Here is a 22,273-nt window from a genome sequence, read left to right on the forward strand (position 1 = left end):
TATACTTAGCTTACTTTTTTAACTAGTTTCCCAACGGTTAACCCTTGAACTAATATGGAAAAAACTACAACTATGTAAGTAATTACTAAAAACAAATCGCGTTGCATAGCCTCAGTTAAGCCTAATGCTAAGGCTATAGAGATACCTCCTCGCAGTCCGCCCCAAGTCATAATTAAATTCGTTTTCGGCACAAAATCCAATCGTTTTTTAAAAAAATTAATCGGGAACAGAAGTGATGCATATCTGCATAAAAGTATAATAGGAATGGCAATTAATCCTGCCAAAATATATTTGCCATCAAAAGCTAGAACAAGCATTTCCATACCAATAAGCACAAACAATATGGTATTTAAAAGAATATCAATAAGTTCCCAAAATTTATCTACATAATTCTCTGTAATTTTAGACATGGCTGTCCCTCTAACCGTATCGTTACCAACAATAAGTCCTGCCGTAACCATTGCCAAAGGCGCAGATACATGAATTTTATGTGCAATAACAGTACCCGCCATTACTGCTGCAAGAGTTATAATAACTTCAATATCGTAATCATCAATAGTCTTTAAAAGCTTATAAGTTATCCATCCTAAAACGCCTCCTAAAATAACGCCTCCAATAACTTCTTGTCCAAACAGTTTAACAATATTTAAAGTTTCAATATTACCGTTTCCAAAAGATGCTATTTGAAAAATAGTTAGAAAAATAACGACACCTACACCATCATTAAATAACGATTCGCCAACAATTTTAGCTTCTAGTTTTTTTGGCACACCAGCTTTCTTTAAAATCCCTAAAACTGCAATAGGATCGGTTGGAGAAATTAAAGCACCAAACAACAAACAATAAATAAAATCGACATCAAGCCCTATCATTTTCAAAATATAAAACATCACAGTCCCAACTAAGAAAGTAGATACAATTACTCCAAAAGTTGCAAAAACAAAAACGGGCCAACGCTGTACTTTTAATTGCTGAAAATTAGTATGCAACGCCCCTGCAAAAAGCAAAAAACTAAGCATGACATCTAGCAAAACGGCTTTAAAATCTATTTGAGTAATAATGTATTTTTCGGCATCTAAAAGTGTAGAATCAAAATAACTTAAAGCAAAAACTGCTAAAGTAAAAACAATTGTGATAAGCATTAAACCAATGGTGTTAGGCAACTTTAAAAACCGCACGTTTATGTAACCAAAAATAGCAGATAGCGTTACCAAAACAGTAATTATAAAAAAATAGTCGTCCATTGAAGTTTTGTTTAGTTCCGCTAAAATAAAATTTAAAAATCTATATAAATAATTTATGTTAAGTATTACAAATATTATCGACTGAAATCTTTTAGATTTATATCTTTAAGCAAAAATTTTATGGAAAAAACATATTACGACCCAGCAGATTTAAAGAAATTTGGAAAAATTAGTGAATGGAATCAAGAACTTGGTGACAAATTTTTTGAATACTACGGAAAAGTTTTCGAAGAAGGCGCACTTACGGCACGTGAAAAATCATTAATAGCCTTAGCGGTTTCGCACACAGAGCAATGCCCATATTGTATTGATGCTTATACTAAAGATGGTTTACAACGCGGCATAACCAAAGAAGAAATGATGGAAGCTTTACACGTTGGTGCAGCCATAAAAAGTGGCGCAACCTTAGTACATGGTGTTCAAATGATGAATAAAGTGAATAAGCTAGATGGTTAAAAGTTAGAAGACCGAAGAAAACTCCATTAATTTGGAAAATGAATATGACAAAACTAAAAACACAATCCCTACATAAACGCGAAAGCGATTTAGCAAATAGCAACAGGCAACTGGAAATCTTATCAAACGGTATTTTTAAAAACGGAGAATTACCAACCTTTAAAACTAAAATTTCCGAAACCAATCAATTTCCGCTAAAAGCGAAAAAATTAGAGATTCTTCAAATAAACGTAGGCTATATGTGCAACCAAGTTTGCGAACATTGTCATGTTGATGCTGGTCCCGATCGAAAAGAAATTATGACACGTAGCACCATGCAACAATGCTTAGAAGTCATAAAAAACACAGATGCACATACTTTAGATTTAACAGGCGGTGCCCCAGAAATGAATCCAGATTTTCGTTGGTTTGTAGAAGAAGCTGCAAAGGCAGGTATTAAAGATTTTATAGTGCGTTCCAACTTAACCATTATTCGAGCCAATAAAAAGTATTACGATTTACCGGAATTCTTTAAAAAACATAATGTACATATAGTAAGCTCTATGCCACATTGGACCCGTGGAAAAACAGATAAACAAAGAGGCGAAGGTGTGTTCGATCAATCTATAAAAGCATTACAAGAATTAAATACTATTGGTTATGGTATGCCAAATAGTAATCTCAAATTAGATTTAGTTTACAATCCTTCAGGAGCTTTTTTACCAGGAGATCAAATGACCATGGAGAAGGATTTTAAAAAAGCTTTAAAAGAAGATTTTAATATTCAATTTCATAATTTATTTGCCATTACTAATCTTCCAATTAGTAGGTTTTTAGATTATTTAATTGCTTCAGAAAATTATGAAGACTATATGTATGCGCTAGTCGAGGCATATAATCCAACTGCTGTTGCAAACGTTATGTGTACAAATACTTTATCTATAAGTTGGGATGGTTATTTATACGATTGCGATTTTAATCAAATGTTAGAATTGCCAGTAAATAGCAAAGTAAAACATATTTCAGAATATAATGAAGAACTGTTAGAAGGACGAAACATTGTCATTTCGCAACATTGCTACGGTTGTACTGCTGGCGCAGGAAGCAGCTGTCAAGGTGTTGTAGCTTAACCCAGTTCCTGCACAGGCAGGAATCTCATACTATGAAAACCAAAATTTTATATATACTTCTATTTTTTTCAGGCATTAGTTTCTCTCAAGAAAACCTTTCAGAATTATTAAAAAAGCATAACTCTGAAAGCATTCCATACATTTCGGCCGAAGATTTATCAAAACAACAAAATATCATCATTTTAGATTCAAGAGAATTATCTGAATACAAAACAAGTCATTTGCAACATGCAATTTACGTTGGTTATGATAATTTCAATCTAAAAAAAACAATCAAAAAATTCAACAACAAACAACAACCCATAGTTGTGTATTGCTCTTTAGGAATTCGGTCTGAAGATATTGCGGAAAAACTCAAAAAGGCTGGCTACACTAATGTATATAATTTATATGGTGGTATTTTTGAATGGAAAAATAATAATATGCCCGTTTATAATTCCAAAGAAAAAGAAACAGATAGCATACATACATTTAGCAAAGAATGGAGTAAATGGCTTAATAAAGGCACTAAAGTTTATGACTAAAGAACTCATTATTGTTTTTGTAAAAAACATAAAACTAGGCAAAGTTAAAACACGACTTGCAAAAAGCATTGGCAACCAAGGTGCTTTTGAAGTGTATAGCGAACTCGTTAAAATAACAGAAACAGCTATAAAAAACTTATTAATTGATAAGCGCATTTATTTTTCTGATGCCATTATCGATACTAAATGGGAGAACCATTATAAAGCAGTTCAAAAAGGTGAAAATTTGGGAGAGCGTATGAAAAATGCTTTTATAAAAGGTTTTGAAGATGGCTATGAAAAAATCGTTTTAATAGGCTCAGATTTACCAGATATAAATTCTAATCATATTGAAAACGGGTTGCAAGCGTTAAATAGCAATAATGTTGTTTTTGGACCAGCTATTGATGGTGGTTATTATCTTGTTGGGATGACTAAAATTTATGATTTTATTTTTGATAACAAACCTTGGAGTCAATCCAATTTATTAGAAATTACACTTGAAGAATTAAAGGAAAACAGCATCTCATTTAGTTTGCTAGAACCTTTAAACGATATTGATACATTTGAAGATTTAGAAACTTCAGCATTTTACAAATCGAATATTGAATTACAACAACGCATACAACAATTAAATGATAAAGCATATTAAAAAAACGGTAGAATATCTACAAGAAAAAGGATTCGAGAACCCAGAAATAGGCATTATTTTAGGCACAGGTTTAGGGCAACTTATTAATGAAATTGAGATTATAAAAGAAGTAAGTTATAACCACATCCCCTATTTTCCAACAGCAACCGTAGAATTCCATAAAGGAAAACTTATTTATGGAATGTTAGAAGGAAAAAAGGTTATTGTTATGCAAGGGCGTTTTCATTTGTACGAAGGCTACTCGCTACAAGATGTTACTTATCCTGTTCGCATTATGGAAAAATTAGGTATAAAAACCTTATTGGTATCTAATGCTGCTGGAGCTATAAATCTAAACTTTAAAAAAGGTGAATTAATGCTTATTGAAGACCATATAAATCTTCAAGGAAGCTCTCCTTTAGCTTTTAACGGTGTTGAAAAATTAGGCGAACGCTTTACAGACATGAGCGCTCCGTATGATTCTAGTATTAATTCAACATTAAAATCCATTGCTAAAAACAATAATATAAAACTTCACGAAGGTGTTTATGCTAGTGTTGTTGGGCCACAATTAGAAACGCGTGCAGAATACAGAATGCTTAAAATTATAGGTGCCGATGCTGTAGGAATGAGTACAGTACCTGAAATAATTGTGGCTAATCATTTAAAATTAAAAGTGGCAGCGGTGTCAGTTTTAACAGATGAATGCGACCCAGATAACTTAAAACCTGTTGATATTACAGAAATTATTGCTATGGCTGCAAAAGCAGAACCTGACATGATAACACTTTTTAAAAAACTTATAAAGATTATATAATCATGTAATATTTGTTACACTTAATTGTTTACAAAAAGTCTACTTTTAACATAGCAAAAACATCATTAAAAAATCATAAAATGAGTTATTTAGAAACCACACATAACGTATATAAAGAAGCAGCACTAACGCCAGACGTTGGACTATGCTGTACCACTAATCCTATTTGGGAATTACCGGGGTTAAAAATTCCTAAAATCATGCAGGAAATGAACTATGGTTGTGGTTCTACCGTGCATGCACGCGATTTAACCAACAATCCTAAAATGTTATATGTTGGAGTTGGTGGTGGTATGGAATTGTTACAGTTAGCATATTTTAATCGTCAAAAAAACGGTGTTATTGGTATTGATGTTGTAGATGAAATGCTGGAAGCTTCTCGCAAAAATTTTATAGAAGCTGAAGCCCAAAACCCATGGTTTAAAAGTGAGTTTGTTGATTTGAAAAAAGGTGATGCTATGCATCTTCCTGTTGAAGATAACAGCATTGACGTTGCTGCACAAAATTGCTTATTCAACATTTTTAAAGCAGATGATTTAAAGAAAGCTATTGCCGAAATGTATCGCGTTTTAAAACCTCACGGACGTTTAGTAATGAGCGACCCCACTTGCGAACAACCTATGAATGATGAATTACGAAATGACGAACGCTTACGTGCTTTATGTTTAAGTGGAAGTTTACCTATAGCAGAATACGTTAAAGCATTAACTGATGCTGGTTTTGGCACTATAGAAATTAGAGCTAGAAAACCATACAGAATTTTAGACCCTAAAAATTATCCAACAGACGAATTGATTTATATTGAATCTATTGAAGTAGCCGCCATTAAAGACCCAATGCCAGAAGATGGCCCATGTGTTTTTACAGGAAAAGCTGCTATTTATTATGGTGACGACGATTATTTTGATGATAAAGCGGGACATATTTTATTAAAGAATCAGCCTTTAGCCATTTGCGATAAAACAACAGTAGCTTTAAAAGCTTTAAATAGAGATGATATTTATTTTTCAGAATCCACGTTTCATTACGATGGTGGTGGATGCTGTTAGGTAATTGATTACCTTTTTATTATGCTTTGAATTATGAAATACTTAGTTCTCATTTTTTTGTTTTGTTTTTTAGCAGCATGCTCAGGAACTAAAAAAGCTGTTGAAAATACTCCTAAAATTGGAACTGAAGTTTTAAAAACCAAAGATTCTATTACCAAAAAAGAAGTTAAAGTCAAAAAAACTAATACGACTAAAAAAAACGAAGTAGAAAAACCTAAACAAGAGCTTAATCAAACATTAAGAAAAGAGTTTAAACCTATTCATCAATTATGGGATGAATTGTTACTAAAGCACGTTTCTAAAAATGGCAACGTAAACTATAAATCGTTTAAAACTGAACGCAAAAAACTGCTCACTTATATTCATACTTTAAATTTGATGTTTTCAAATGAAAAGTTTGATACATTCTCAAAAGAAGAAAAACTAGCGTTTTGGATAAATGCATATAATGCTATGACTATCGATTTAATTCTTCGTCATTATCCAATAAAAAGTATAAAAGATATTAAAAACCCCTGGAAGCAACGCTTTTGGAAATTAGATAAAAAGTGGTGGAATTTAAATGACATTGAGCATGAAATTTTACGAAAAATGGACGAACCCAGAATTCATTTTGCTATAGTTTGCGCTTCAGTTTCTTGTCCAAAATTATTAAATGAAGCTTATACGGCTTCAAATTTAGAAGAACAACTCATTAAAGTCACTCAATGCTTTTTAAGCGATTCAACAAAAAACAACATATCTGAGAACACCCTTAAATTGTCAAAAATATTTCAATGGTTTGCTAAAGATTTCAAACAAAATGGTAGTTTAGTTGATTTTTTAAACCAATATTCAGGCGTTCAAATTTCCGCGAAAGCTAAAAAAAGTTTTAAAAATTATAATTGGGGTTTGAATGAATAACACATTGCGTCATTCTGAATTTATTTCAGAATCTCATAAAAAAATGTGTCTGTAAGAAACGTGACTTAAAATATGAAACACCAAATCTCCATAATAATACCTACATTAAATGAAGCAGATAATATTCCCAATCTGCTTAATCATCTAATAAAAAACTCTTCAAAAGAAAATATAGCAGATATTATTATTGTTGATGGTGGCAGTACTGATGGCTCTCAAAATATAGTACAGAACTTTGTCACTTCGAGTAATTCTGAGTATAGCGAAGAATTGTATCGAGAAGTCCACACGCAAGTTCTCGATACAAAATTTTCTATCGAAAATTCTACTCGAACGGGCATCAAATTAGTTAACTCGACAAAAGGACGCGCAAAACAAATGAATTTAGGCGCAAAAAATGCCACTGGAAATATCCTGTATTTTTTGCATGCCGATTCTTTTCCTCCTAAAAATTTTGATAAGCATATCATTGATCAAATTAAAAAAAACAATCATGCTGGCTGTTTTAGAATGAAATTCAACAGCAGCCATTTGTGGTTAAAACTTGCTGGACAGTTAACATGTTTACCTTTTAAATCCTGTCGTGGTGGCGATCAAAGTCTGTTTATCACAAAATCCCTTTTTAATTGTATTGAAGGTTTTGATGAAAATTTTAAAATTTACGAAGACAACGATTTAATTAGCAAACTTTACGCTCGCAAACAATTTGTAGTCATTCAAAAGTGGTTAACTACCTCTCCAAGACATTATAACACGAATGGAGTTTGGAGTTTACAGTATCATTATTGGGCCATTCATTTAAAAAAATGGCTTGGTGCTTCGCCAGATAAACTAAATCAATATTATGCAAAATATATAAGTGTTAACAAATAATAAATTTCACTTAACGAAATTATAAATGTTACATTTAGGTCATATAATCGTCTATTTTTATAGCAAATAGATATTATATGAAATCAAACTTTTACTTTATTTTAATTACGCTTTTTATTTCTCAGCTATTTCAAGCACAAGAATCAATACATGCTAAACTGATTGACTCTACTACACAAAAACCTATTCCGTTTGCCACTGTAGAACTTAATAAAAAATCTGGGGTTATTAGTAATGAAAATGGTGTTTTTCAAATGTATTTGAATAAAAAAACAACTGTAAACGATTCGCTTTTTATTAATTGTTTAGGTTACGAGACAAAACGCGTGGCGGTTCAAAAATTTACGGATGGTATTATTGTTTTAAGTCAAAAATCTATTGAATTGGATGAAGTTTTAGTTTCTAATAAAGAATACACAGTTGATGAAATCATAGAAAAAGCACAAGAAAATTTAGCGACTAATTATGATTTTGAATATACCAAAAGTAGGCTATTTTATAGGCAATCTGATAATAACAATATTCTTAAAAACACTATAGATATTAAAAAATCAACCATTCCAGAAATTAATCAAAAATTTGTAGATAGCGTTTTAAGCATTATGCCTAAAAACTCAAGCAATTATACAGAAATTTTAGGCGATTTATACGAAAAGCCTATTGCTAATAATGCTCTGAAATTAGATATAATAAAAGCTTCAAACCTTTATGATAAAAACAATGAAATCTCATTTGAAAGTCTTGAGGAAAAATTTAATAATATATTTAAAAAGCACATTAAACGAGATTCTTATTTTAAAATTAAATCTGGAATTTTTGGAACTAAAGAAGAAATAGACTCCTCACTTTTTGGTGACACTAAAGATGATAAAGACATTGAAAAAACAAAAGTCTTTATTGAAGAACAAAAAAAGAAGGAAAGTGAAAGAAAAAAGAACTTTTTAAGATATAGAAAACAAGCTATTTCAAATTTAGAAACCAGTAGTTTTATTTTTGAAGACTCACATTTAAACTTTCTTGAAAAATCTAACAGATATAACTTTGAGCTTTTAGATTACCAATTTCTAAACGGTGAATTTGTTTATAAAATAACCTTTAAACCTAAAAGAAAAGAAGAATATAAAGGCGTTTTATATATTAATACTGATGATTTTGCCATTGTTAGAGTAGATTACAACAATGTAAAAAAACTAAAAAACTTTAGACTTTTAGGAATTTCTTTTAGTGAGTATCTAAAAAAAGGAACCTTTATTTACTCTAAAAATAATGCAAATAAATATGTGCTTAAATACGCTGAAGAGGAAAATGGAAATAAATTTGGAATTAAAAGACCTTTAAAGATTATTGAAAAAAATAAGCACACCAAAGGACGAAGAAAGCAGAATGAAATTTCAACCGATATTCATTTTATAGTTTCAAATATTACAAAAAAAGAATTGGTGGTTTTTGAAAATGAAAGTATTACTGAAACGACATTTAACGACTTTACAGAAAAAGCAAAAGTTAAGCCTACGTATTTACCAAAGTACGATCCTAGTTTTTGGAAAGGCTATAATGTTATGGAGCCCAATCAAGCTATAAAAGATTTTAAGAGTATTGAATAAATCAAACAACCTGAGTTTATTATAAAAATTCGTTTTTACTGTTAATATTTCAATGAAATCAATAGTTATCACCTTGAGCGCAGTCGAGAGGTCTTAAAACCAATGAAATTTAGAGGTTTTGACTGCGCTTAACTTAACACTCAAACATAAATTATAGACTTATAAGAATTGTATTTATTGATATATTAAATTCAGGCTATTAAGTTCTTAAGCCTTATTTCGCCCCTTTTCATTTGGATATAAAGCAGGTAAATTATCACTTTGAAAAAATGCTTTTGTTTCAATATTCATCGCTGATAATTTACCAGTAAAAGCAGCACCTGTATCAATATTCCAAATATTTACAGCATGCATGGGTACATCAACATTAAAATTAATGGTTGGCGTATGCCCTATATAAATTTCGTTATAATGTTTTAATCGTTTTGGATACAGTTCTGAATTCTTTTCAATCCGTTTATCCATAGTTATAGCCATTTCCCAAAGTGTTCTATCAAAATACAAACTTGCTTTAAAAACTTCTTTTTCTACACCGTGCATTGATGTAAATCCTGCATGAACAAACAATCTGTTTTTATCATCAATATAATAAAGCGGCATACTTTCAAAAAAAGCTAAATGCTCCTTTTTTTCATCTTCTGAAAAATCAGCATAACTATCCATAGTTTCTTTACCACCATGCATATACCAAATAGGGTTAACGGCGTCGTCTCTCAACCAATCTTCACACCAAACATCGTGGTTTCCTTTTATAAAAATACAATTTATTTTTTGAGATAACGCCATTAAAAACTGAATAACTTGTGCAGATTCACTCCAACCATCAACATAATCGCCCACAAAAACAAGGGTGTCTTCATCTTTAATTTCCATTTTATTTAATAGCTGGATTAAAGCTTTTAAACCGCCATGAATATCTCCTATTACAAATGTTTGCATATATTAAATTTTCAATCAAAAGTAAACGATTTTTTTAAAAATACTGCCCAATACCAAATACAAATCCCTTAGTAGAATTTTTAGTTATTCCATGACCGTAATCAATTCTAAAAATGGCATTGTATATTTTTTTATGAATAAAACGAAGTCCTAAACCTGGGTATACTTTAATATTATCATCTTTACTAAAATCGCCAAAATCGCCTCCAGGATTTCGCCAAGAACCAGCATCTATAAAAGCATTACTCTGTAAAACAAACCAGTTTTTTTCATAAAGCGTATAGCGGAATTCGGTGTTTAAAACTATAACTCCTGTGCCTCTATCTATGGTGTTTCCAACGCCTCTAATATTCAAATTATTATCAACTGAAAAAGGCGCAAACGGTGTTTCATCATTTTTTGATAGCCCCAATCGCAATCGGTTTGCCCAATTACTTCTCGTACCAAAACGTTTAAAATAGAAAAAATCGTTCCAAGCGATAAAAAAATCGGGTAACATATCGTTGGTTGATGTTACATATTGAAAGTTAAGTTGGTTTTTTACACCAGATACATATTGATAAAAATAATCCAAGTTATTGTATTCGTAAATACTTTTCAGCAACCATTTATGCACATTTAATTGCTGTGGCACACTGGGATTTATTGCGCCAGATTTATAGGCATAATCTTCAATAAAATAGTTAAGCCCAAGTTCAAGTTTATTATTAAAATTAAACTCATACAATCCTAAAATTTCTAAAGATTGGTTATTATATTTATAATTGGCTGTCGCATTATCAAAAAAAACGGGTTCTTGGGTTGTTAAATCTTGATAATTAACAGCTAATCCTAATGTATTTGAAAACAAATAAGGCGCTCTAAAATTGATAGCATAACTGCTATAAATATCTTTTTGATAAAATCCGCCAAAGCCAATATTTCTTCCCAATAAATTAAATTCGTGCAGTCCTAAACGATAAGCAAATTCATCATTATTAGTCGTGTAAATATTTGCAGATGGAATTAAAGTGAAGTTCTCTTCAATATTATAAAACACGTTATATTGATTGTTTTCTGAATGAAATACTTGATAATAAGCATGAGAAACCGAAGGTAATCGCTTTAGACGTTTCATATCTTGTTCAATAACTAGCGAATCCAATTTTTCTCCAGCTTTAGTAATTGAAATATTTTTTATGAAAACTGTTTTCAGCTTTTTATTACCTTGAATTTTTAAATCGGCAACCGTAAAATTCTGCGAAAACAAACTCACAGTGTACAAGCTTAATAATACAACGGTTAGAGTTTTACTCATTGAGCTTTAAACGTTTTAAGAATGACCCAATTTACCCAATTATCTTCACTAACGTCCATTAAAGTGAAGTTATAATTGTTTCCTAAAATTAAAGCAATTGGCGTTTCCGTTGTGATATTTAAAACAACATTTGAGATATTGTAATATTGAAAATAATTATCGTAAGTGTAAGTTCCAGACAATAAATTGTTTTGTTCATCCGAAACTACTTGAAAATATATTGCATTATCACCAAAAGCGTCATCTTCCCACATAAAATTTGGCATTCCAGATTGTGATTGATTTATAGTAACTTCATCATTCCAAACGGTTGGTTTTGTAATTTGTTTAGACCGAATAGGATTTGAAATTTTGATTTCATTATCCAATTCAAAAGTAACAATAATCCATTTTTCATTTGAAGATGATTGCGTAAACTTGCCTAAATAGCCATTAAAAAAAGGTTCACTTTGAATAGATACTTTCAAGTAATTTGAAAAATCATCTTTATTAACTTGAGCATTTTGGGTTTCATAAAAACGAATATTGGTAGCTCCAGTTTCTGGGTAATAAAACGTTAAAACATCGTTTGTTTTTTCATCACTTGCAGCACAAGCAATAACAGCTCCCATTTCAAAAGATTTATTTGAAACATAATTCTGTAAAGTATCGAGCAACATATCATCATTATCTTTTGAACAAGATATTAAAGCTAAAAGACTTACAATTATGTACTTTATTTTGTTCATTTATATTCTATATACTGCTTACGTAATAAATCTTCAACGGGTTTGTTTTGCGGTGTAAATTGCGAGTTGTTTATGCCACCAACTTCACCGTGATTAATAAACCATTTCCAAATAAAACCACCTGCAAACCAATCTTCGTTCCAAAAAGTATCAAACAGTGCTTTCGTGGTATTGGTTTGCGCTTCTAAGTTTACTTGATTCATACTTCTATCGCTTTTCCATGGTTCTCTTCCAGAATAATCTACGCTTCTATAACCAAACTCTGTAAACAAAATGGGCTTGTTAAATGTATTTGAAACTTCATTAATAACAGGTTTATGCGCTTTCCAACCTTCTTTAGCTTCTGCAATTGTTGGTGTTTTACTATCACTAATAGGAAAATAGGCATCAACTCCAATAAAATCTAAATCGCCCCAAAACGGTGTACGTTTAAACTCATCCCAATTTGCTGCGTAGGTTAATTTACCTTTGTATGTTTTCTTTATTTCTATTATTAAATTACTCCAATAATCTGGTCTGCTTTCTATGAATTTTTCGAGTTCTGTTCCAATGCAAAAAATTTCAGCTTGTGCCTCTTGAGCTAATTGGGCATATTCTAAAATAAATTTTGAATATGATTCTTCTAAAATTTTCCAATTGGCTTCAGATTTCATTTCTAAATAACCCGTAAATTCACCATGCCAAATCCAAATTTGAGGTTTTATCATAATTTTTATATGTTGCTCTCGAAGCACTTCAATATACTGCTTAGCTCCTGCCCTGGTTTCTCCAAACCACTGTCTATCTGTATTATGAATGATTTCTGGATGCTCTGAATTTTTTATAAAACCAAAAGGCATAATGGCTGCATAATTTGCATTAACATTTACAACAGGTTTTACATGAGATTCGTTAATTTTATCTGAAGAAGCTACAAAACTAATACCGTTAATTTTTTCTGGTTGACTTAAACAAGATTGAAAATTTAACGTTAAAAAAACAATGAAGAGCTTAAATAGTTGCATAAAAAACGATTTATAAACTCCTAATTTACACTATTAATTAAAATAATGCTCTTAACCCTATATTAAATGATTGCCCTAAACCTGTAGCATTACCTCTAACAAAATTACTATAAAGCACCTCTAAGTTTAAAGTTTTACATAATTGATACTTTCCACCAAAACCTAATGCGGTAAAATCTTGTTCAAAATCTCCAACACGTTGTTGGTGTTGCACAAAGCCTAAGATGGTAAATTCTTTATTAGGAAAATAACTTAAAAACACACCAGGAGCTAACACAAATGTTTTATCGGCAAAACTAGTTTTCTCACCAAAGTTATATTCGGTATTTAGCTCTGTAAAAAGTTGCCAATCTCCACTTGGAAACGTATAATCATAGAAAAAACGATTTTGAAATGTGTAAGCTGTTTGATCTAAAAACACACCATTTTCAGTTTCATTATCAACCAAAGGAATATGAAATGCGGTTTGAATTGTAAAATTACTCACATTTTTAAGCGGATTAAATTTGATAGCTGGTGCCATTGAAGTTATGCCCGAACGTGCCGTATTAGTTTCTCCATCAAATTTAAAAACATCGAGTGATTTTCTATTTCCAATTACATTTGAGCGCATTTCAATTAACAATCCTACGTTTAATTTACTGTTTTCTGAAACGCCTGCAAAAATGTCTATAGTTGATGTAAAATAAGTTTCTCTTGGTAAATTTTTGGTTACATCTCCACTGCTGCTTGCACTTTTTGTTTGCGTATACAAATTGTTAAAAAATTTAATATCCCATTGTCCTTTCTTTAATAATTTTGATGGTGTATAGGTTTGAATATTACTTGTTGTGGTTTCTTCCTCATCTTGTGCAAACCCCGTAAAACTTAAAGTTAATGCAATGATTAATACTATTAGTTTGTTCATTTTTATCTGTTTTTGAGTTGATTATTGTTTATTTAATGTCCAATCGTAAGGGAAATAACTTAGTTTGTATTTGCCTTCTAATTTTTCGGTTCTGTATTTGTTTATAAAATCGATTTCGGTTTTACCATTCATAGTAAAATCTTCTTTGTACCATTCCATAATTTGTGATGCTTCAACGCGTTTCTTTTTGGTAGTCACTCTTAAAAAACTACCGTTTATTGCTTTTTTAGTCTGTGTTTCTAATTGGGCATCCAATGTATTTGGTAAATAAGCCTTATTAATTAATGGCGGACAACCAACGGCTCCACAAACTAGCACAAAATGAAAACGTGTATCATTAAATTGTGCTCTCAATAATTTGTGTTCAATATCATTTAATGTGATATTTTTTCCTGCTAAACTATAAGTCGTTTTATCAAAAAAACCAACGTTATCCAAAGGTGATTTTGTTGGATAATTATTTATGATGCCTTTTATAACTGATAAATTATAAGCATTAATCCAAAAAGCTTGGTAGATTTTAGCATCTTCTTTTGAAACTGAAATAGCTTCGGAAATATTCATTAATTCATTTAAAGCATTTTGATTCTTATGAATTTCTGAGTATGCGACTTTTCCGTTATCAACATGGGTTTTAAAGAAAGCATTGGCTTTACTAAAAAAGCTATTTACATCTTGCGAAAATCCTTTAATACTAAGTAAAAGTATTATTAAAATGATTATTTGTTTTTTCATTTGGTTCAATTTACTATTTGCAAAGTAATAATACCTAGGTCGTATAAAATGTTAGATAGCTTACATTGATAAAAAAAGTTTTCGGCGTCTTTAAAATTTTTAAATCCTTACAAAACACCTTCAATTTAAAGCAATTCTAAATTAACAACTTCAATATAAGTTATTATCTTTAACTTCGACCTACTACAACACAATCAATAAATATGGAGCACATTGTTATTATAGGAAATGGAATTTCTGGTGTTACCGCTGCAAGACATATAAGAAAACTTTCCGATAAAAAAATCACTATTGTTTCTGCCGAAACTGATTATTTCTTTTCTAGAACCGCGCTTATGTATGTGTATATGGGGCATATGAAGTTTGAGCACACACAACCTTACGAAAATTGGTTTTGGGAAAAGAACAGAATTGAACTTAAAAAAGGCTATGTAAAAACTGTTGAAACAAAATCGAAAACATTGTATTTTGCAAATGGTGACACACTACGGTTTGATAAATTAATAATCGCCACAGGTAGCAAACCCAATAAATTTGGATGGCCAGGACAAGATTTAAAAGGTGTTATGGGCATGTACCATAAACAAGATTTAGATAATCTAGAAAAATACGCTCCTAATAATAAAGTTTGTAAACGTGCCGTAATTGTTGGTGGCGGATTAATAGGAATTGAACTTGCTGAAATGTTACATTCACGACATATTCCTGTTACGTTTTTAGTTCGAGAATCTAGTTTTTGGAATGGTGTTTTACCAGAAGGTGAATCGGCTATGATTAACCGCGAAATACTAAATAATGGTATCGATTTACGATTAGGCGTGAATTTAAAAGAAATTAAAGCCGATGAAAACGGACAAGTGAAATCGGCAATTCTTGAAGAAACAGGAGAAGAAATTGAATGTAACGTAGTTGGTTTAACTGCTGGGGTTTCACCAAATATTGATTTTATAAAAGAATCAGGCATTGAAACGAATCGCGGTGTAAAAGTAAACAGGTTTTTAGAAACTAACATTCCTGATATTTATGCCATTGGCGATTGTGCCGAACAACATGAAGCTATTAACCAGCGCAGACCCATTGAAGCCGTTTGGTACACCGGGCGCATGATGGGAGAAACCGTTGCGCAAACTATTTGCGTTAACCGCATTGAGTACAAACCAAGTCATTGGTATAACTCTGCAAAATTTATAGATATTGAATATCAAACTTATGGTTGGGTTTGGGCACAGTCAAAAGAAAATGAAGCGCGTTTTTATTGGGAACACGAAGATGGTAAAAAATGTATTCATATAAATTATGATAAAAATACGCGAAAATTTATAGGTATTAACTCTTTCGGAATTAGAATGCGCCATGAATTTTTTGATAAAATTTTAACCGAAAAGCGTTCTGTCGATTATGTTTTAGAACATTTAGCCGATGCTAATTTCGATCCTGAATTTTACAAACTTCACGAACCTGAAATCGTTGCAAAATTCAACAAAGAAAACAACACGAATATTCAACTTAAAAAGAAAAGTTGGAAACGTATTTTTAGTACTTAGTGAGCACTACCGTTATTACGGAAATGTAAATTTTTAATAAAATAGATTCCTGCCTTCGCAGGAATGACAAAAAATATATGAAAAACATTCAAAACATAGGGCTTGGTTTATTTTTAACAGGTCTTGCTATATTTATCTCGCTCATTTTTTTAGGAAAATATGAAGTATCTCCAGAGTTATTAGACAATATAGTTACTAATAAAGGTATTAAAAGCGAACTTTTTATTGATGAATTAAAATCTGAAGTAGTTGGAAAAAAATTTGCAAATCCGTTTTCATTTTCATCTAAAATCACATCAGCATTAAAAACAGTAAATGAAACGCACAAACAAAATAGTGAATGGGATAAAGTTATCTGGGATAAACCACATAGCTTCACTTATGAAATAGTCAAAAGTGCGGGAAGCGGTATTATTAAAGAAAATAAAGGGCTTTTTTGGTGGCTCACTTTTGGTTTAGGTATTATTGGCGCATTATTATTTATCATCCCAAATGTAATTACACTCGGCCCTGCGGGTATTAAAAACAATGGTATTTTTCATAACGCAGCGACTAACCGCGGATGGATTGGTTGGTTTGCATTTATTTTTTTAGTTGGATTTTATATTCTGCTTTATTTCAGGCCTGATTATATTGTAAACTGGGTTTACCTTGTAGACCCTATAAGTGAAAATTTAAGCGGTAACCCAGCCAGTCAATGGTTTCTATATGGATTTTTATATTGTACCGTTATGACGGTTATGGCTGTTAGAATGTATATAAAATATCGCCATAATAAGTACCAAATATTACGAACTACATCGGTTTTATTCTTTCAAATAGTCTTTGCGTTTTTAATTCCAGAAATCTTGGTTCGTTTTGAAAAACCTTGGTACGATTTTAAAAATGCGTTTCCTTTAGATTACGATTTCTTCTTTAAATGGAGTCTAGACGAACTTATTAATAGCGGTGGTTTAGGTTTATTTATTTTAGTTTGGGGTATCGTGCTAACTTTGGTCATCGTTCCAGTAATGGTTTATTTCTTTGGAAAACGCTGGTATTGTAGTTGGGTTTGTGGTTGTGGTGGATTAGCAGAAACTTTAGGTGATCCTTACAGACAATTATCCGATAAATCGTTAAAAGCATGGAAACTGGAGCGTTGGTTAGTTCATGGTGTTTTAGTATTTGCTTTAGTAATGACGGGGTTTACACTCTACTCCTATTTTTCAGGAGCCAAAGCTGTTTTAGATATTAAAACGCAAACCATTCAAGATATTTATGGCTTTTTAATTGGTTCTATATTCGCAGGAGTTATTGGCACAGGTTTCTATCCTATTTTTGGCAATAGAGTTTGGTGTCGTTTTGGTTGCCCGTTAGCGGCTTATTTAGGTATTGTGCAACGCTTTAAATCACGTTTTAGAATTACGACCAATGGCGGACAATGTATTTCTTGTGGCAATTGCTCAACCTATTGCGAGCAAGGTATTGATGTTCGCGCCTATGCTCAAAAAGGCGAAAACATTGTAAGAGCAAGTTGTGTGGGTTGTGGCATATGTGCTGCGGTTTGCCCGCGGGGTGTTTTAAAATTAGAGAATGGTCCAGAAAAAGGGCGAATTAATTCCAATGATATTTTGCTTGGAAATGATGTTGATTTAATGGATTTAGTGAATCAGAAATAGTGAGTAGTTTTCAGTTCGCCATAAAACATATGTGCATTCTTGGCAAAATCCAAAAAATTAAAATGAAAAAGAATCTATTCTATATAATACTTTTAATAAGCTTATCAGCATCAGCCCAAAAAACCTATCAAAAAAACTACTTTGATAATGGTAATTTAAAATCTGAAGGCTGGACAAAAAATAATCAAAAAAATGGTTATTGGAAATTCTATTATGAAAACAGAAGTATTGAAAAAGAAGGTCATTTCTCAGCAAACAAACCTGTAAAATATTGGTATTTTTACACCGAAAATGGCATTAAAAAAAGTGAAGGCCATTTTATAAAAGGTGAAAAAACAAATTGGTGGTTATTTTATGATGATAAGGAAAAAATTGATTATAAATGCCAACTGAAACACAATAAAAAAAATGGTTTTTGCTTAATGTATAAAAATGAAAAATTAATTTCTGCGGCTAAATTTAAAGCAGGAAAAAAGATTAAAGAATGGACAGATTTAAAGGCGTTCAAAAAAGAAAATAATCTATTAGACCTACAATGATCAACATAAAAGTCATCATTCCTGCCTATAACGAAGCAGATTCTATTACTCACGTTATTAATGATATTCCTAATATAGTTGACGAAATAATTGTTGTTAGTAATAACTCAACCGATGATACCGAAATTAATGCTAAAAAAGCCGGAGCCACCGTTTTAACTGAAACAAAAAAAGGCTACGGATATGCTTGTTTAAAGGGCATGCAGTACATCGCTTCGACTACGCTCAGCGACCCAAGTAAAAAACCAGACATCATAGTCTTTTTAGACGGCGACTACAGCGATTATCCAGAAGAATTAACAAAAATTGTAACACCAATTATTAATGATGATATAGATTTTGTAATCGGTGCTCGTGTTAAGCGACTTAGAGAACAGGGGTCGATGACGTTTCCTCAAATTTTTGGAAACTGGCTAGCAACCACATTAATGACCTTGTTTTTTAGAGCAAAGTTTACCGACCTTGGCCCATTCAGAGCCATTAAATACGATAAACTTTTGGCACTAAATATGGAAGACAAAACCTATGGATGGACAGTTGAAATGCAACTAAAAGCCTTAAAACAAAAACTTACATATATCGAAATACCAGTAAACTACAGAAACAGAATTGGCGTTTCAAAAGTTTCAGGCACGGTAAAAGGTGCTATATTTGCAGGCTTAAAAATATTAGGTTGGATTTTTAAATACAGTATTAAAAAATGAGCAACGTTTTATGCTTAAAATATTTTAAGGTCATTAATAGCGAATTACATATGACCTTTGAAAAACAATAAAAATCAACAGATGAAATGATTCTAGAAACAATAGTCATAATAATATATACCATTGCGTTACTTCTTATATTTATATACGCCTTGGCACAACTAAATCTTCTTTTTAATTATTTGTCTTCTAAAAAAAATAATGAATCTTGTGCGTCTTTCGATTTATCAAATCCAGAGGAAACCCCATTTGCAACCATACAACTGCCTGTTTATAACGAAATGTATGTGATGGAGCGTTTGCTTGATAATATTGCCAAAATTAACTATCCTAAAGATAAATTAGAAATTCAAGTTTTAGATGACTCAACTGATGAAACTATTGAAACTACTAAAAATCATATTGCTACACTTCAAACCAAAGGCATAGATATTCAACATATTACTAGAACTAACCGAAAAGGTTTTAAAGCTGGCGCGCTTAAAGAAGGATTAAAAACAGCTAAAGGCGAATTCATTGCTATTTTCGATGCCGATTTTCTTCCAAAAGAGGATTGGTTAAAACGTACTGTTCCTTATTTTAAAGATAAAAGCATAGGCGTTGTACAAACCCGTTGGGGGCATATTAATCGTAATTATTCGGTATTAACAAAAATTCAAGCTTTTGCTTTAGATGCGCATTTTACATTGGAGCAAGTTGGCAGAAACAGTAAAGGGCATTTTATAAATTTTAACGGAACTGCAGGGGTTTGGAGAAAGACCTGTATTATTGATGCTGGGAACTGGGAAGGAGACACTCTAACTGAAGATTTAGATTTAAGTTACCGTGCACAATTAAAAAACTGGAAATTTAAGTATCTTGAAGATGTTGAAACTCCAGCAGAACTTCCAATAGTTATAAGTGCAGCACGTTCGCAACAATTTAGATGGAATAAAGGTGGCGCAGAAAACTTTAGAAAGATGATGTGGAAAGTATTAAAAAATAAAAACATTTCATCTAAAACAAAAGTTCATGGTTTACTTCATTTATTAAATAGCACTATGTTTTTAAACATCCTTATTGTTGCTGTATTAAGTATTCCAATGTTGTACATTAAAAACGAATATGCTCATTTAAAACTCTATTTTTATGTCATGAGCTTTTTTGTAATAAGCACCTTAATATTTTTTATATGCTATTGGATCATGTACAGAAAAATGTATGGTGGTGGCATTAAAAATTTTATGAATTACATAGGGATGTTTTTTGTGTTTTTCTCAATAGCCATGGGTTTTTCATTGCACAATTCCATTGCTGTTTTAGAAGGCCATCTGGGGAAGAAAAGTGAATTTGTACGTACACCTAAATTTAATATTAGTACTATAAAAGATGGTTGGAAAAAGAATAAATACCTAAAAAAAACAGTTTCTATACACGTTATTTTTGAAGGTCTTTTAATGCTTTATTTTGCCTTTGGTATGTATAGCGCATTTGTAGTAGGCGACCAAGGTGGCGATTTTGGATTGTTTCCTTTTCACCTCATGCTATTTTTAGGCTTTGGTTATGTTTTTATTAAATCGCTAACTTCTAAAGTTTAAATCTCCTTGGTTTTTTTATCTAATTTAATCTGTAGCTCTTGTTTTAATTTCTCAACTAATTCTGGGTAATCATAAGCTATATTGTTAGTTTCTTTTTCATTCGTAGAATGATCATATAATTCCACAAAGCCGTCTTTATGAAGCACCAATCTATGTGTTAAGGTTCTTAAAGTGGCTGCATAATTGTTATATGCTAAGGCAATATGACCAACTGAATCTTTCTCTTCTAAAACTTTTTTTAACGAAACACCTTGGGTGGAATTAGGTATATCTAATCCGGTTAGCTCACATAAAGTTGGAAAAACATCAAGGGTTTCTACAATAGCATTGGTTTTAAAACCTTTCTTTTTAATTCTAGGATCATGAATTATCAAAGGAGCATGCAACGACTCCTCAAACAAGCTATGCTTACCCCATATAGCATGCTCACCTAAATGCCATCCATGGTCGCCCCAAAGAATAACTATAGTATTTTTATCTGCTCCAGTTCGTTTTAATTCTTCAAGAACTTTTCCAACTTGGGCATCGGCGTAACTAACACAAGCTGCGTAATGCCGTCTAACCTCATCAGCAAATAGGCCATCATTATTTGGGTCTTTCCCCCATCTATTATATTGCTTAAATTCTCCTGAATTATGCCATGTAGTCTTTCCTATTGGTTTATTAGAATGTTTTATATCAGGAAATTCAGCATCTTCATATTTGTCTAAATAAGCTTTGGGAGCTCCAAAGGGTAAATGTGGTTTAATAAAGCCTACTGCAAGAAAAAATGGTTTTTCATCATTAGTTGTAAGCCTTTTTAATTGCTTTAATGCCTCTTCAGTAATGGCACCATCAGGGTAGATATTATCATCACCATCTACTGATTGAAAAACATCCATTTCACTAGACTTTACGCGAATTTCCCCACGTGCTAGCCCGTGCATCATTCCACGTGGATGCTCCCATTCTGCAACTGGCATAATATGCTTATCCCAGCCATTAGGTATTTCAATAATAGTACTATCATTCCAATTCACTCCCCCTCTTCCTCCTGGGTGATGAGATACTTTTCCAACTGATATTGTTGTGTATCCTTGATTTTTAAACCATTTTGGCATACTTGGGTCAACCTGTTCTCCTTTTAATATTTTTTTTGAGCGTAAAAAAAGAGCATTGTTACCTGAAGCTCCATATTTACCAGTTAATAATGTATAACGCGATGGTCCACAACTTGGCGAATTAACATAATGTCTTTGAAAGGAAACTCCTTTGTCTGCAAGCTTATCAATGTTTGGGGATATTATATATTCTGCACCAAAGCTCTTTAACTCTGGACGAAGATCATCAACACAAATTAAAAGTATGTTTGGTTTTTTTTCAACTAATGCTTTTTTACAACTTGATATTAATAGGATTGGTATAACCAAACAAATAATCAATAATGATTTACTTCTCTTCATTATATTAATA

General features: G+C 31.6%; 22 protein-coding genes. 14 read left to right on the top strand and 8 right to left on the bottom strand.

From position 1 onward, the window contains the following. Positions 1–5: 5 nt before the first annotated feature. Positions 6–1,244 (bottom strand): cation:proton antiporter, encoded by a 1,239-nt coding sequence (locus tag RG22_RS17850; RefSeq protein WP_034041596.1) that lies wholly within the window; start codon positions 1,242–1,244, stop codon positions 6–8. 120 nt (positions 1,245–1,364) lie between these two features. Here RG22_RS17850 and RG22_RS05700 point away from each other — a divergent pair, with 120 nt between their 5' ends. The 9 genes from RG22_RS05700 (at position 1,365) to RG22_RS05740 (ending at position 9,189) form a co-directional block, all read left to right on the top strand. After that, a complete protein-coding gene (locus RG22_RS05700) occupies positions 1,365–1,700 on the top strand; it encodes an arsenosugar biosynthesis-associated peroxidase-like protein (protein ID WP_034041598.1) in 336 nt (111 codons plus the stop codon). A 44-nt stretch (positions 1,701–1,744) separates the two neighbouring features. After that, entirely contained in the window at positions 1,745–2,809 is a 1,065-nt protein-coding gene (arsS, locus tag RG22_RS05705; protein ID WP_034045783.1) for an arsenosugar biosynthesis radical SAM (seleno)protein ArsS, read from the top strand. A 32-nt stretch (positions 2,810–2,841) separates the two neighbouring features. Then, the gene (locus tag RG22_RS05710; RefSeq protein ID WP_034041600.1) at positions 2,842–3,333 is read left to right on the top strand and encodes a rhodanese-like domain-containing protein; all 492 of its coding nucleotides are present in this window, start codon (positions 2,842–2,844) and stop codon (positions 3,331–3,333) included. Then, positions 3,326–3,964, top strand: a complete 639-nt coding sequence (locus RG22_RS05715; protein WP_034041602.1) for a TIGR04282 family arsenosugar biosynthesis glycosyltransferase — start codon at positions 3,326–3,328, stop codon at positions 3,962–3,964. Before RG22_RS05710 ends, RG22_RS05715 begins: the two co-directional genes overlap by 8 nt. Continuing rightward, the gene (locus tag RG22_RS05720) at positions 3,948–4,760 is read left to right on the top strand and encodes a purine-nucleoside phosphorylase (RefSeq protein ID WP_034041605.1); all 813 of its coding nucleotides are present in this window, start codon (positions 3,948–3,950) and stop codon (positions 4,758–4,760) included. The genes RG22_RS05715 and RG22_RS05720 overlap by 17 nt, the downstream gene beginning before the upstream one ends. A gap of 80 nt (positions 4,761–4,840) precedes the next feature. Further along, entirely contained in the window at positions 4,841–5,809 is a 969-nt protein-coding gene (gene arsM / locus RG22_RS05725; protein WP_034045784.1) for an arsenosugar biosynthesis arsenite methyltransferase ArsM, read from the top strand. 33 nt (positions 5,810–5,842) lie between these two features. Next, the gene (locus tag RG22_RS05730) at positions 5,843–6,712 is read left to right on the top strand and encodes a DUF547 domain-containing protein (protein WP_034041608.1); all 870 of its coding nucleotides are present in this window, start codon (positions 5,843–5,845) and stop codon (positions 6,710–6,712) included. Positions 6,713–6,784: 72 nt separating this feature from the next. Beyond that, positions 6,785–7,585 (top strand): TIGR04283 family arsenosugar biosynthesis glycosyltransferase, encoded by an 801-nt coding sequence (locus tag RG22_RS05735; RefSeq protein WP_034041610.1) that lies wholly within the window; start codon positions 6,785–6,787, stop codon positions 7,583–7,585. Between the two features lie 77 nt (positions 7,586–7,662). Beyond that, complete coding sequence (locus RG22_RS05740; RefSeq protein WP_034041612.1) at positions 7,663–9,189, top strand: carboxypeptidase-like regulatory domain-containing protein; 1,527 nt, start codon at positions 7,663–7,665, stop codon at positions 9,187–9,189. A 207-nt stretch (positions 9,190–9,396) separates the two neighbouring features. On the opposite strand, the gene RG22_RS05745 is transcribed toward RG22_RS05740, so the two are convergent. The 6 genes from RG22_RS05745 to RG22_RS05770 are packed head-to-tail and all read right to left on the bottom strand — an operon-like array spanning position 9,397 to position 14,799. Continuing rightward, entirely contained in the window at positions 9,397–10,128 is a 732-nt protein-coding gene (locus RG22_RS05745) for a metallophosphoesterase family protein (protein WP_034041615.1), read from the bottom strand. 34 nt (positions 10,129–10,162) lie between these two features. Then, positions 10,163–11,425: a BamA/TamA family outer membrane protein gene (locus RG22_RS05750; RefSeq protein ID WP_034041617.1), complete on the bottom strand. Its 1,263-nt coding sequence runs from the start codon at positions 11,423–11,425 to the stop codon at positions 10,163–10,165. Beyond that, entirely contained in the window at positions 11,422–12,153 is a 732-nt protein-coding gene (locus RG22_RS05755; RefSeq protein ID WP_052143648.1) for a hypothetical protein, read from the bottom strand. The genes RG22_RS05750 and RG22_RS05755 overlap by 4 nt, the downstream gene beginning before the upstream one ends. Beyond that, positions 12,150–13,157 carry a glycoside hydrolase family 113 gene (locus RG22_RS05760; RefSeq protein ID WP_034041620.1) on the bottom strand — a complete coding sequence of 336 codons (1,008 nt, stop codon included), beginning with the start codon at positions 13,155–13,157 and terminating at the stop codon, positions 12,150–12,152. Before RG22_RS05760 ends, RG22_RS05755 begins: the two co-directional genes overlap by 4 nt. Positions 13,158–13,194: 37 nt before the next feature. Further along, positions 13,195–14,064, bottom strand: coding sequence for a transporter (locus tag RG22_RS05765; protein WP_034041621.1), 870 nt, complete (start codon positions 14,062–14,064; stop codon positions 13,195–13,197). 21 nt (positions 14,065–14,085) lie between these two features. Further along, the gene (locus tag RG22_RS05770) at positions 14,086–14,799 is read right to left on the bottom strand and encodes a DUF547 domain-containing protein (RefSeq protein WP_034041624.1); all 714 of its coding nucleotides are present in this window, start codon (positions 14,797–14,799) and stop codon (positions 14,086–14,088) included. A 203-nt stretch (positions 14,800–15,002) separates the two neighbouring features. On the opposite strand from RG22_RS05770, the gene RG22_RS05775 reads away from it, so the two are divergent. The 5 genes from RG22_RS05775 (at position 15,003) to RG22_RS05795 (ending at position 20,821) form a co-directional block, all read left to right on the top strand. Continuing rightward, entirely contained in the window at positions 15,003–16,343 is a 1,341-nt protein-coding gene (locus RG22_RS05775) for an NAD(P)/FAD-dependent oxidoreductase (protein ID WP_034041627.1), read from the top strand. 77 nt (positions 16,344–16,420) lie between these two features. Further along, positions 16,421–18,001, top strand: coding sequence for a 4Fe-4S binding protein (locus tag RG22_RS05780; RefSeq protein ID WP_034041630.1), 1,581 nt, complete (start codon positions 16,421–16,423; stop codon positions 17,999–18,001). 62 nt (positions 18,002–18,063) lie between these two features. Next, positions 18,064–18,540 (top strand): toxin-antitoxin system YwqK family antitoxin, encoded by a 477-nt coding sequence (locus tag RG22_RS05785; RefSeq protein ID WP_034045787.1) that lies wholly within the window; start codon positions 18,064–18,066, stop codon positions 18,538–18,540. Beyond that, positions 18,537–19,244 carry a glycosyltransferase family 2 protein gene (locus tag RG22_RS05790; RefSeq protein WP_034041633.1) on the top strand — a complete coding sequence of 236 codons (708 nt, stop codon included), beginning with the start codon at positions 18,537–18,539 and terminating at the stop codon, positions 19,242–19,244. Before RG22_RS05785 ends, RG22_RS05790 begins: the two co-directional genes overlap by 4 nt. 86 nt (positions 19,245–19,330) lie before the next feature. Continuing rightward, the gene (locus RG22_RS05795) at positions 19,331–20,821 is read left to right on the top strand and encodes a cellulose synthase family protein (protein ID WP_034041635.1); all 1,491 of its coding nucleotides are present in this window, start codon (positions 19,331–19,333) and stop codon (positions 20,819–20,821) included. On the opposite strand, the gene RG22_RS05800 is transcribed toward RG22_RS05795, so the two are convergent. Then, positions 20,818–22,263 carry a sulfatase gene (locus tag RG22_RS05800; RefSeq protein WP_052143649.1) on the bottom strand — a complete coding sequence of 482 codons (1,446 nt, stop codon included), beginning with the start codon at positions 22,261–22,263 and terminating at the stop codon, positions 20,818–20,820. The two genes, RG22_RS05795 and RG22_RS05800, sit on opposite strands and share 4 nt — an antisense overlap. Positions 22,264–22,273 lie beyond the last annotated feature (10 nt).

The sequence above is a fragment of the Wocania ichthyoenteri Th78 genome, assembly GCF_000789235.1.
GTDB lineage: Bacteria > Bacteroidota > Bacteroidia > Flavobacteriales > Flavobacteriaceae > Wocania_A > Wocania_A ichthyoenteri.

What these genes read in the sequence shown, in the direction of transcription:
- RG22_RS17850 (WP_034041596.1), bottom strand. Translation starts at nt 1,244, where the DNA reads ATGGACGACTATTTTTTTATAATTACTGTTTTGGTAACGCTATCTGCT.
- RG22_RS05700 (WP_034041598.1), top strand. Translation starts at nt 1,365, where the DNA reads ATGGAAAAAACATATTACGACCCAGCAGATTTAAAGAAATTTGGAAAA.
- arsS (WP_034045783.1), top strand. Translation starts at nt 1,745, where the DNA reads ATGACAAAACTAAAAACACAATCCCTACATAAACGCGAAAGCGATTTA.
- RG22_RS05710 (WP_034041600.1), top strand. Translation starts at nt 2,842, where the DNA reads ATGAAAACCAAAATTTTATATATACTTCTATTTTTTTCAGGCATTAGT.
- RG22_RS05715 (WP_034041602.1), top strand. Translation starts at nt 3,326, where the DNA reads ATGACTAAAGAACTCATTATTGTTTTTGTAAAAAACATAAAACTAGGC.
- RG22_RS05720 (WP_034041605.1), top strand. Translation starts at nt 3,948, where the DNA reads ATGATAAAGCATATTAAAAAAACGGTAGAATATCTACAAGAAAAAGGA.
- arsM (WP_034045784.1), top strand. Translation starts at nt 4,841, where the DNA reads ATGAGTTATTTAGAAACCACACATAACGTATATAAAGAAGCAGCACTA.
- RG22_RS05730 (WP_034041608.1), top strand. Translation starts at nt 5,843, where the DNA reads ATGAAATACTTAGTTCTCATTTTTTTGTTTTGTTTTTTAGCAGCATGC.
- RG22_RS05735 (WP_034041610.1), top strand. Translation starts at nt 6,785, where the DNA reads ATGAAACACCAAATCTCCATAATAATACCTACATTAAATGAAGCAGAT.
- RG22_RS05740 (WP_034041612.1), top strand. Translation starts at nt 7,663, where the DNA reads ATGAAATCAAACTTTTACTTTATTTTAATTACGCTTTTTATTTCTCAG.
- RG22_RS05745 (WP_034041615.1), bottom strand. Translation starts at nt 10,128, where the DNA reads ATGCAAACATTTGTAATAGGAGATATTCATGGCGGTTTAAAAGCTTTA.
- RG22_RS05750 (WP_034041617.1), bottom strand. Translation starts at nt 11,425, where the DNA reads ATGAGTAAAACTCTAACCGTTGTATTATTAAGCTTGTACACTGTGAGT.
- RG22_RS05755 (WP_052143648.1), bottom strand. Translation starts at nt 12,153, where the DNA reads ATGAACAAAATAAAGTACATAATTGTAAGTCTTTTAGCTTTAATATCT.
- RG22_RS05760 (WP_034041620.1), bottom strand. Translation starts at nt 13,157, where the DNA reads ATGCAACTATTTAAGCTCTTCATTGTTTTTTTAACGTTAAATTTTCAA.
- RG22_RS05765 (WP_034041621.1), bottom strand. Translation starts at nt 14,064, where the DNA reads ATGAACAAACTAATAGTATTAATCATTGCATTAACTTTAAGTTTTACG.
- RG22_RS05770 (WP_034041624.1), bottom strand. Translation starts at nt 14,799, where the DNA reads ATGAAAAAACAAATAATCATTTTAATAATACTTTTACTTAGTATTAAA.
- RG22_RS05775 (WP_034041627.1), top strand. Translation starts at nt 15,003, where the DNA reads ATGGAGCACATTGTTATTATAGGAAATGGAATTTCTGGTGTTACCGCT.
- RG22_RS05780 (WP_034041630.1), top strand. Translation starts at nt 16,421, where the DNA reads ATGAAAAACATTCAAAACATAGGGCTTGGTTTATTTTTAACAGGTCTT.
- RG22_RS05785 (WP_034045787.1), top strand. Translation starts at nt 18,064, where the DNA reads ATGAAAAAGAATCTATTCTATATAATACTTTTAATAAGCTTATCAGCA.
- RG22_RS05790 (WP_034041633.1), top strand. Translation starts at nt 18,537, where the DNA reads ATGATCAACATAAAAGTCATCATTCCTGCCTATAACGAAGCAGATTCT.
- RG22_RS05795 (WP_034041635.1), top strand. Translation starts at nt 19,331, where the DNA reads ATGATTCTAGAAACAATAGTCATAATAATATATACCATTGCGTTACTT.
- RG22_RS05800 (WP_052143649.1), bottom strand. Translation starts at nt 22,263, where the DNA reads ATGAAGAGAAGTAAATCATTATTGATTATTTGTTTGGTTATACCAATC.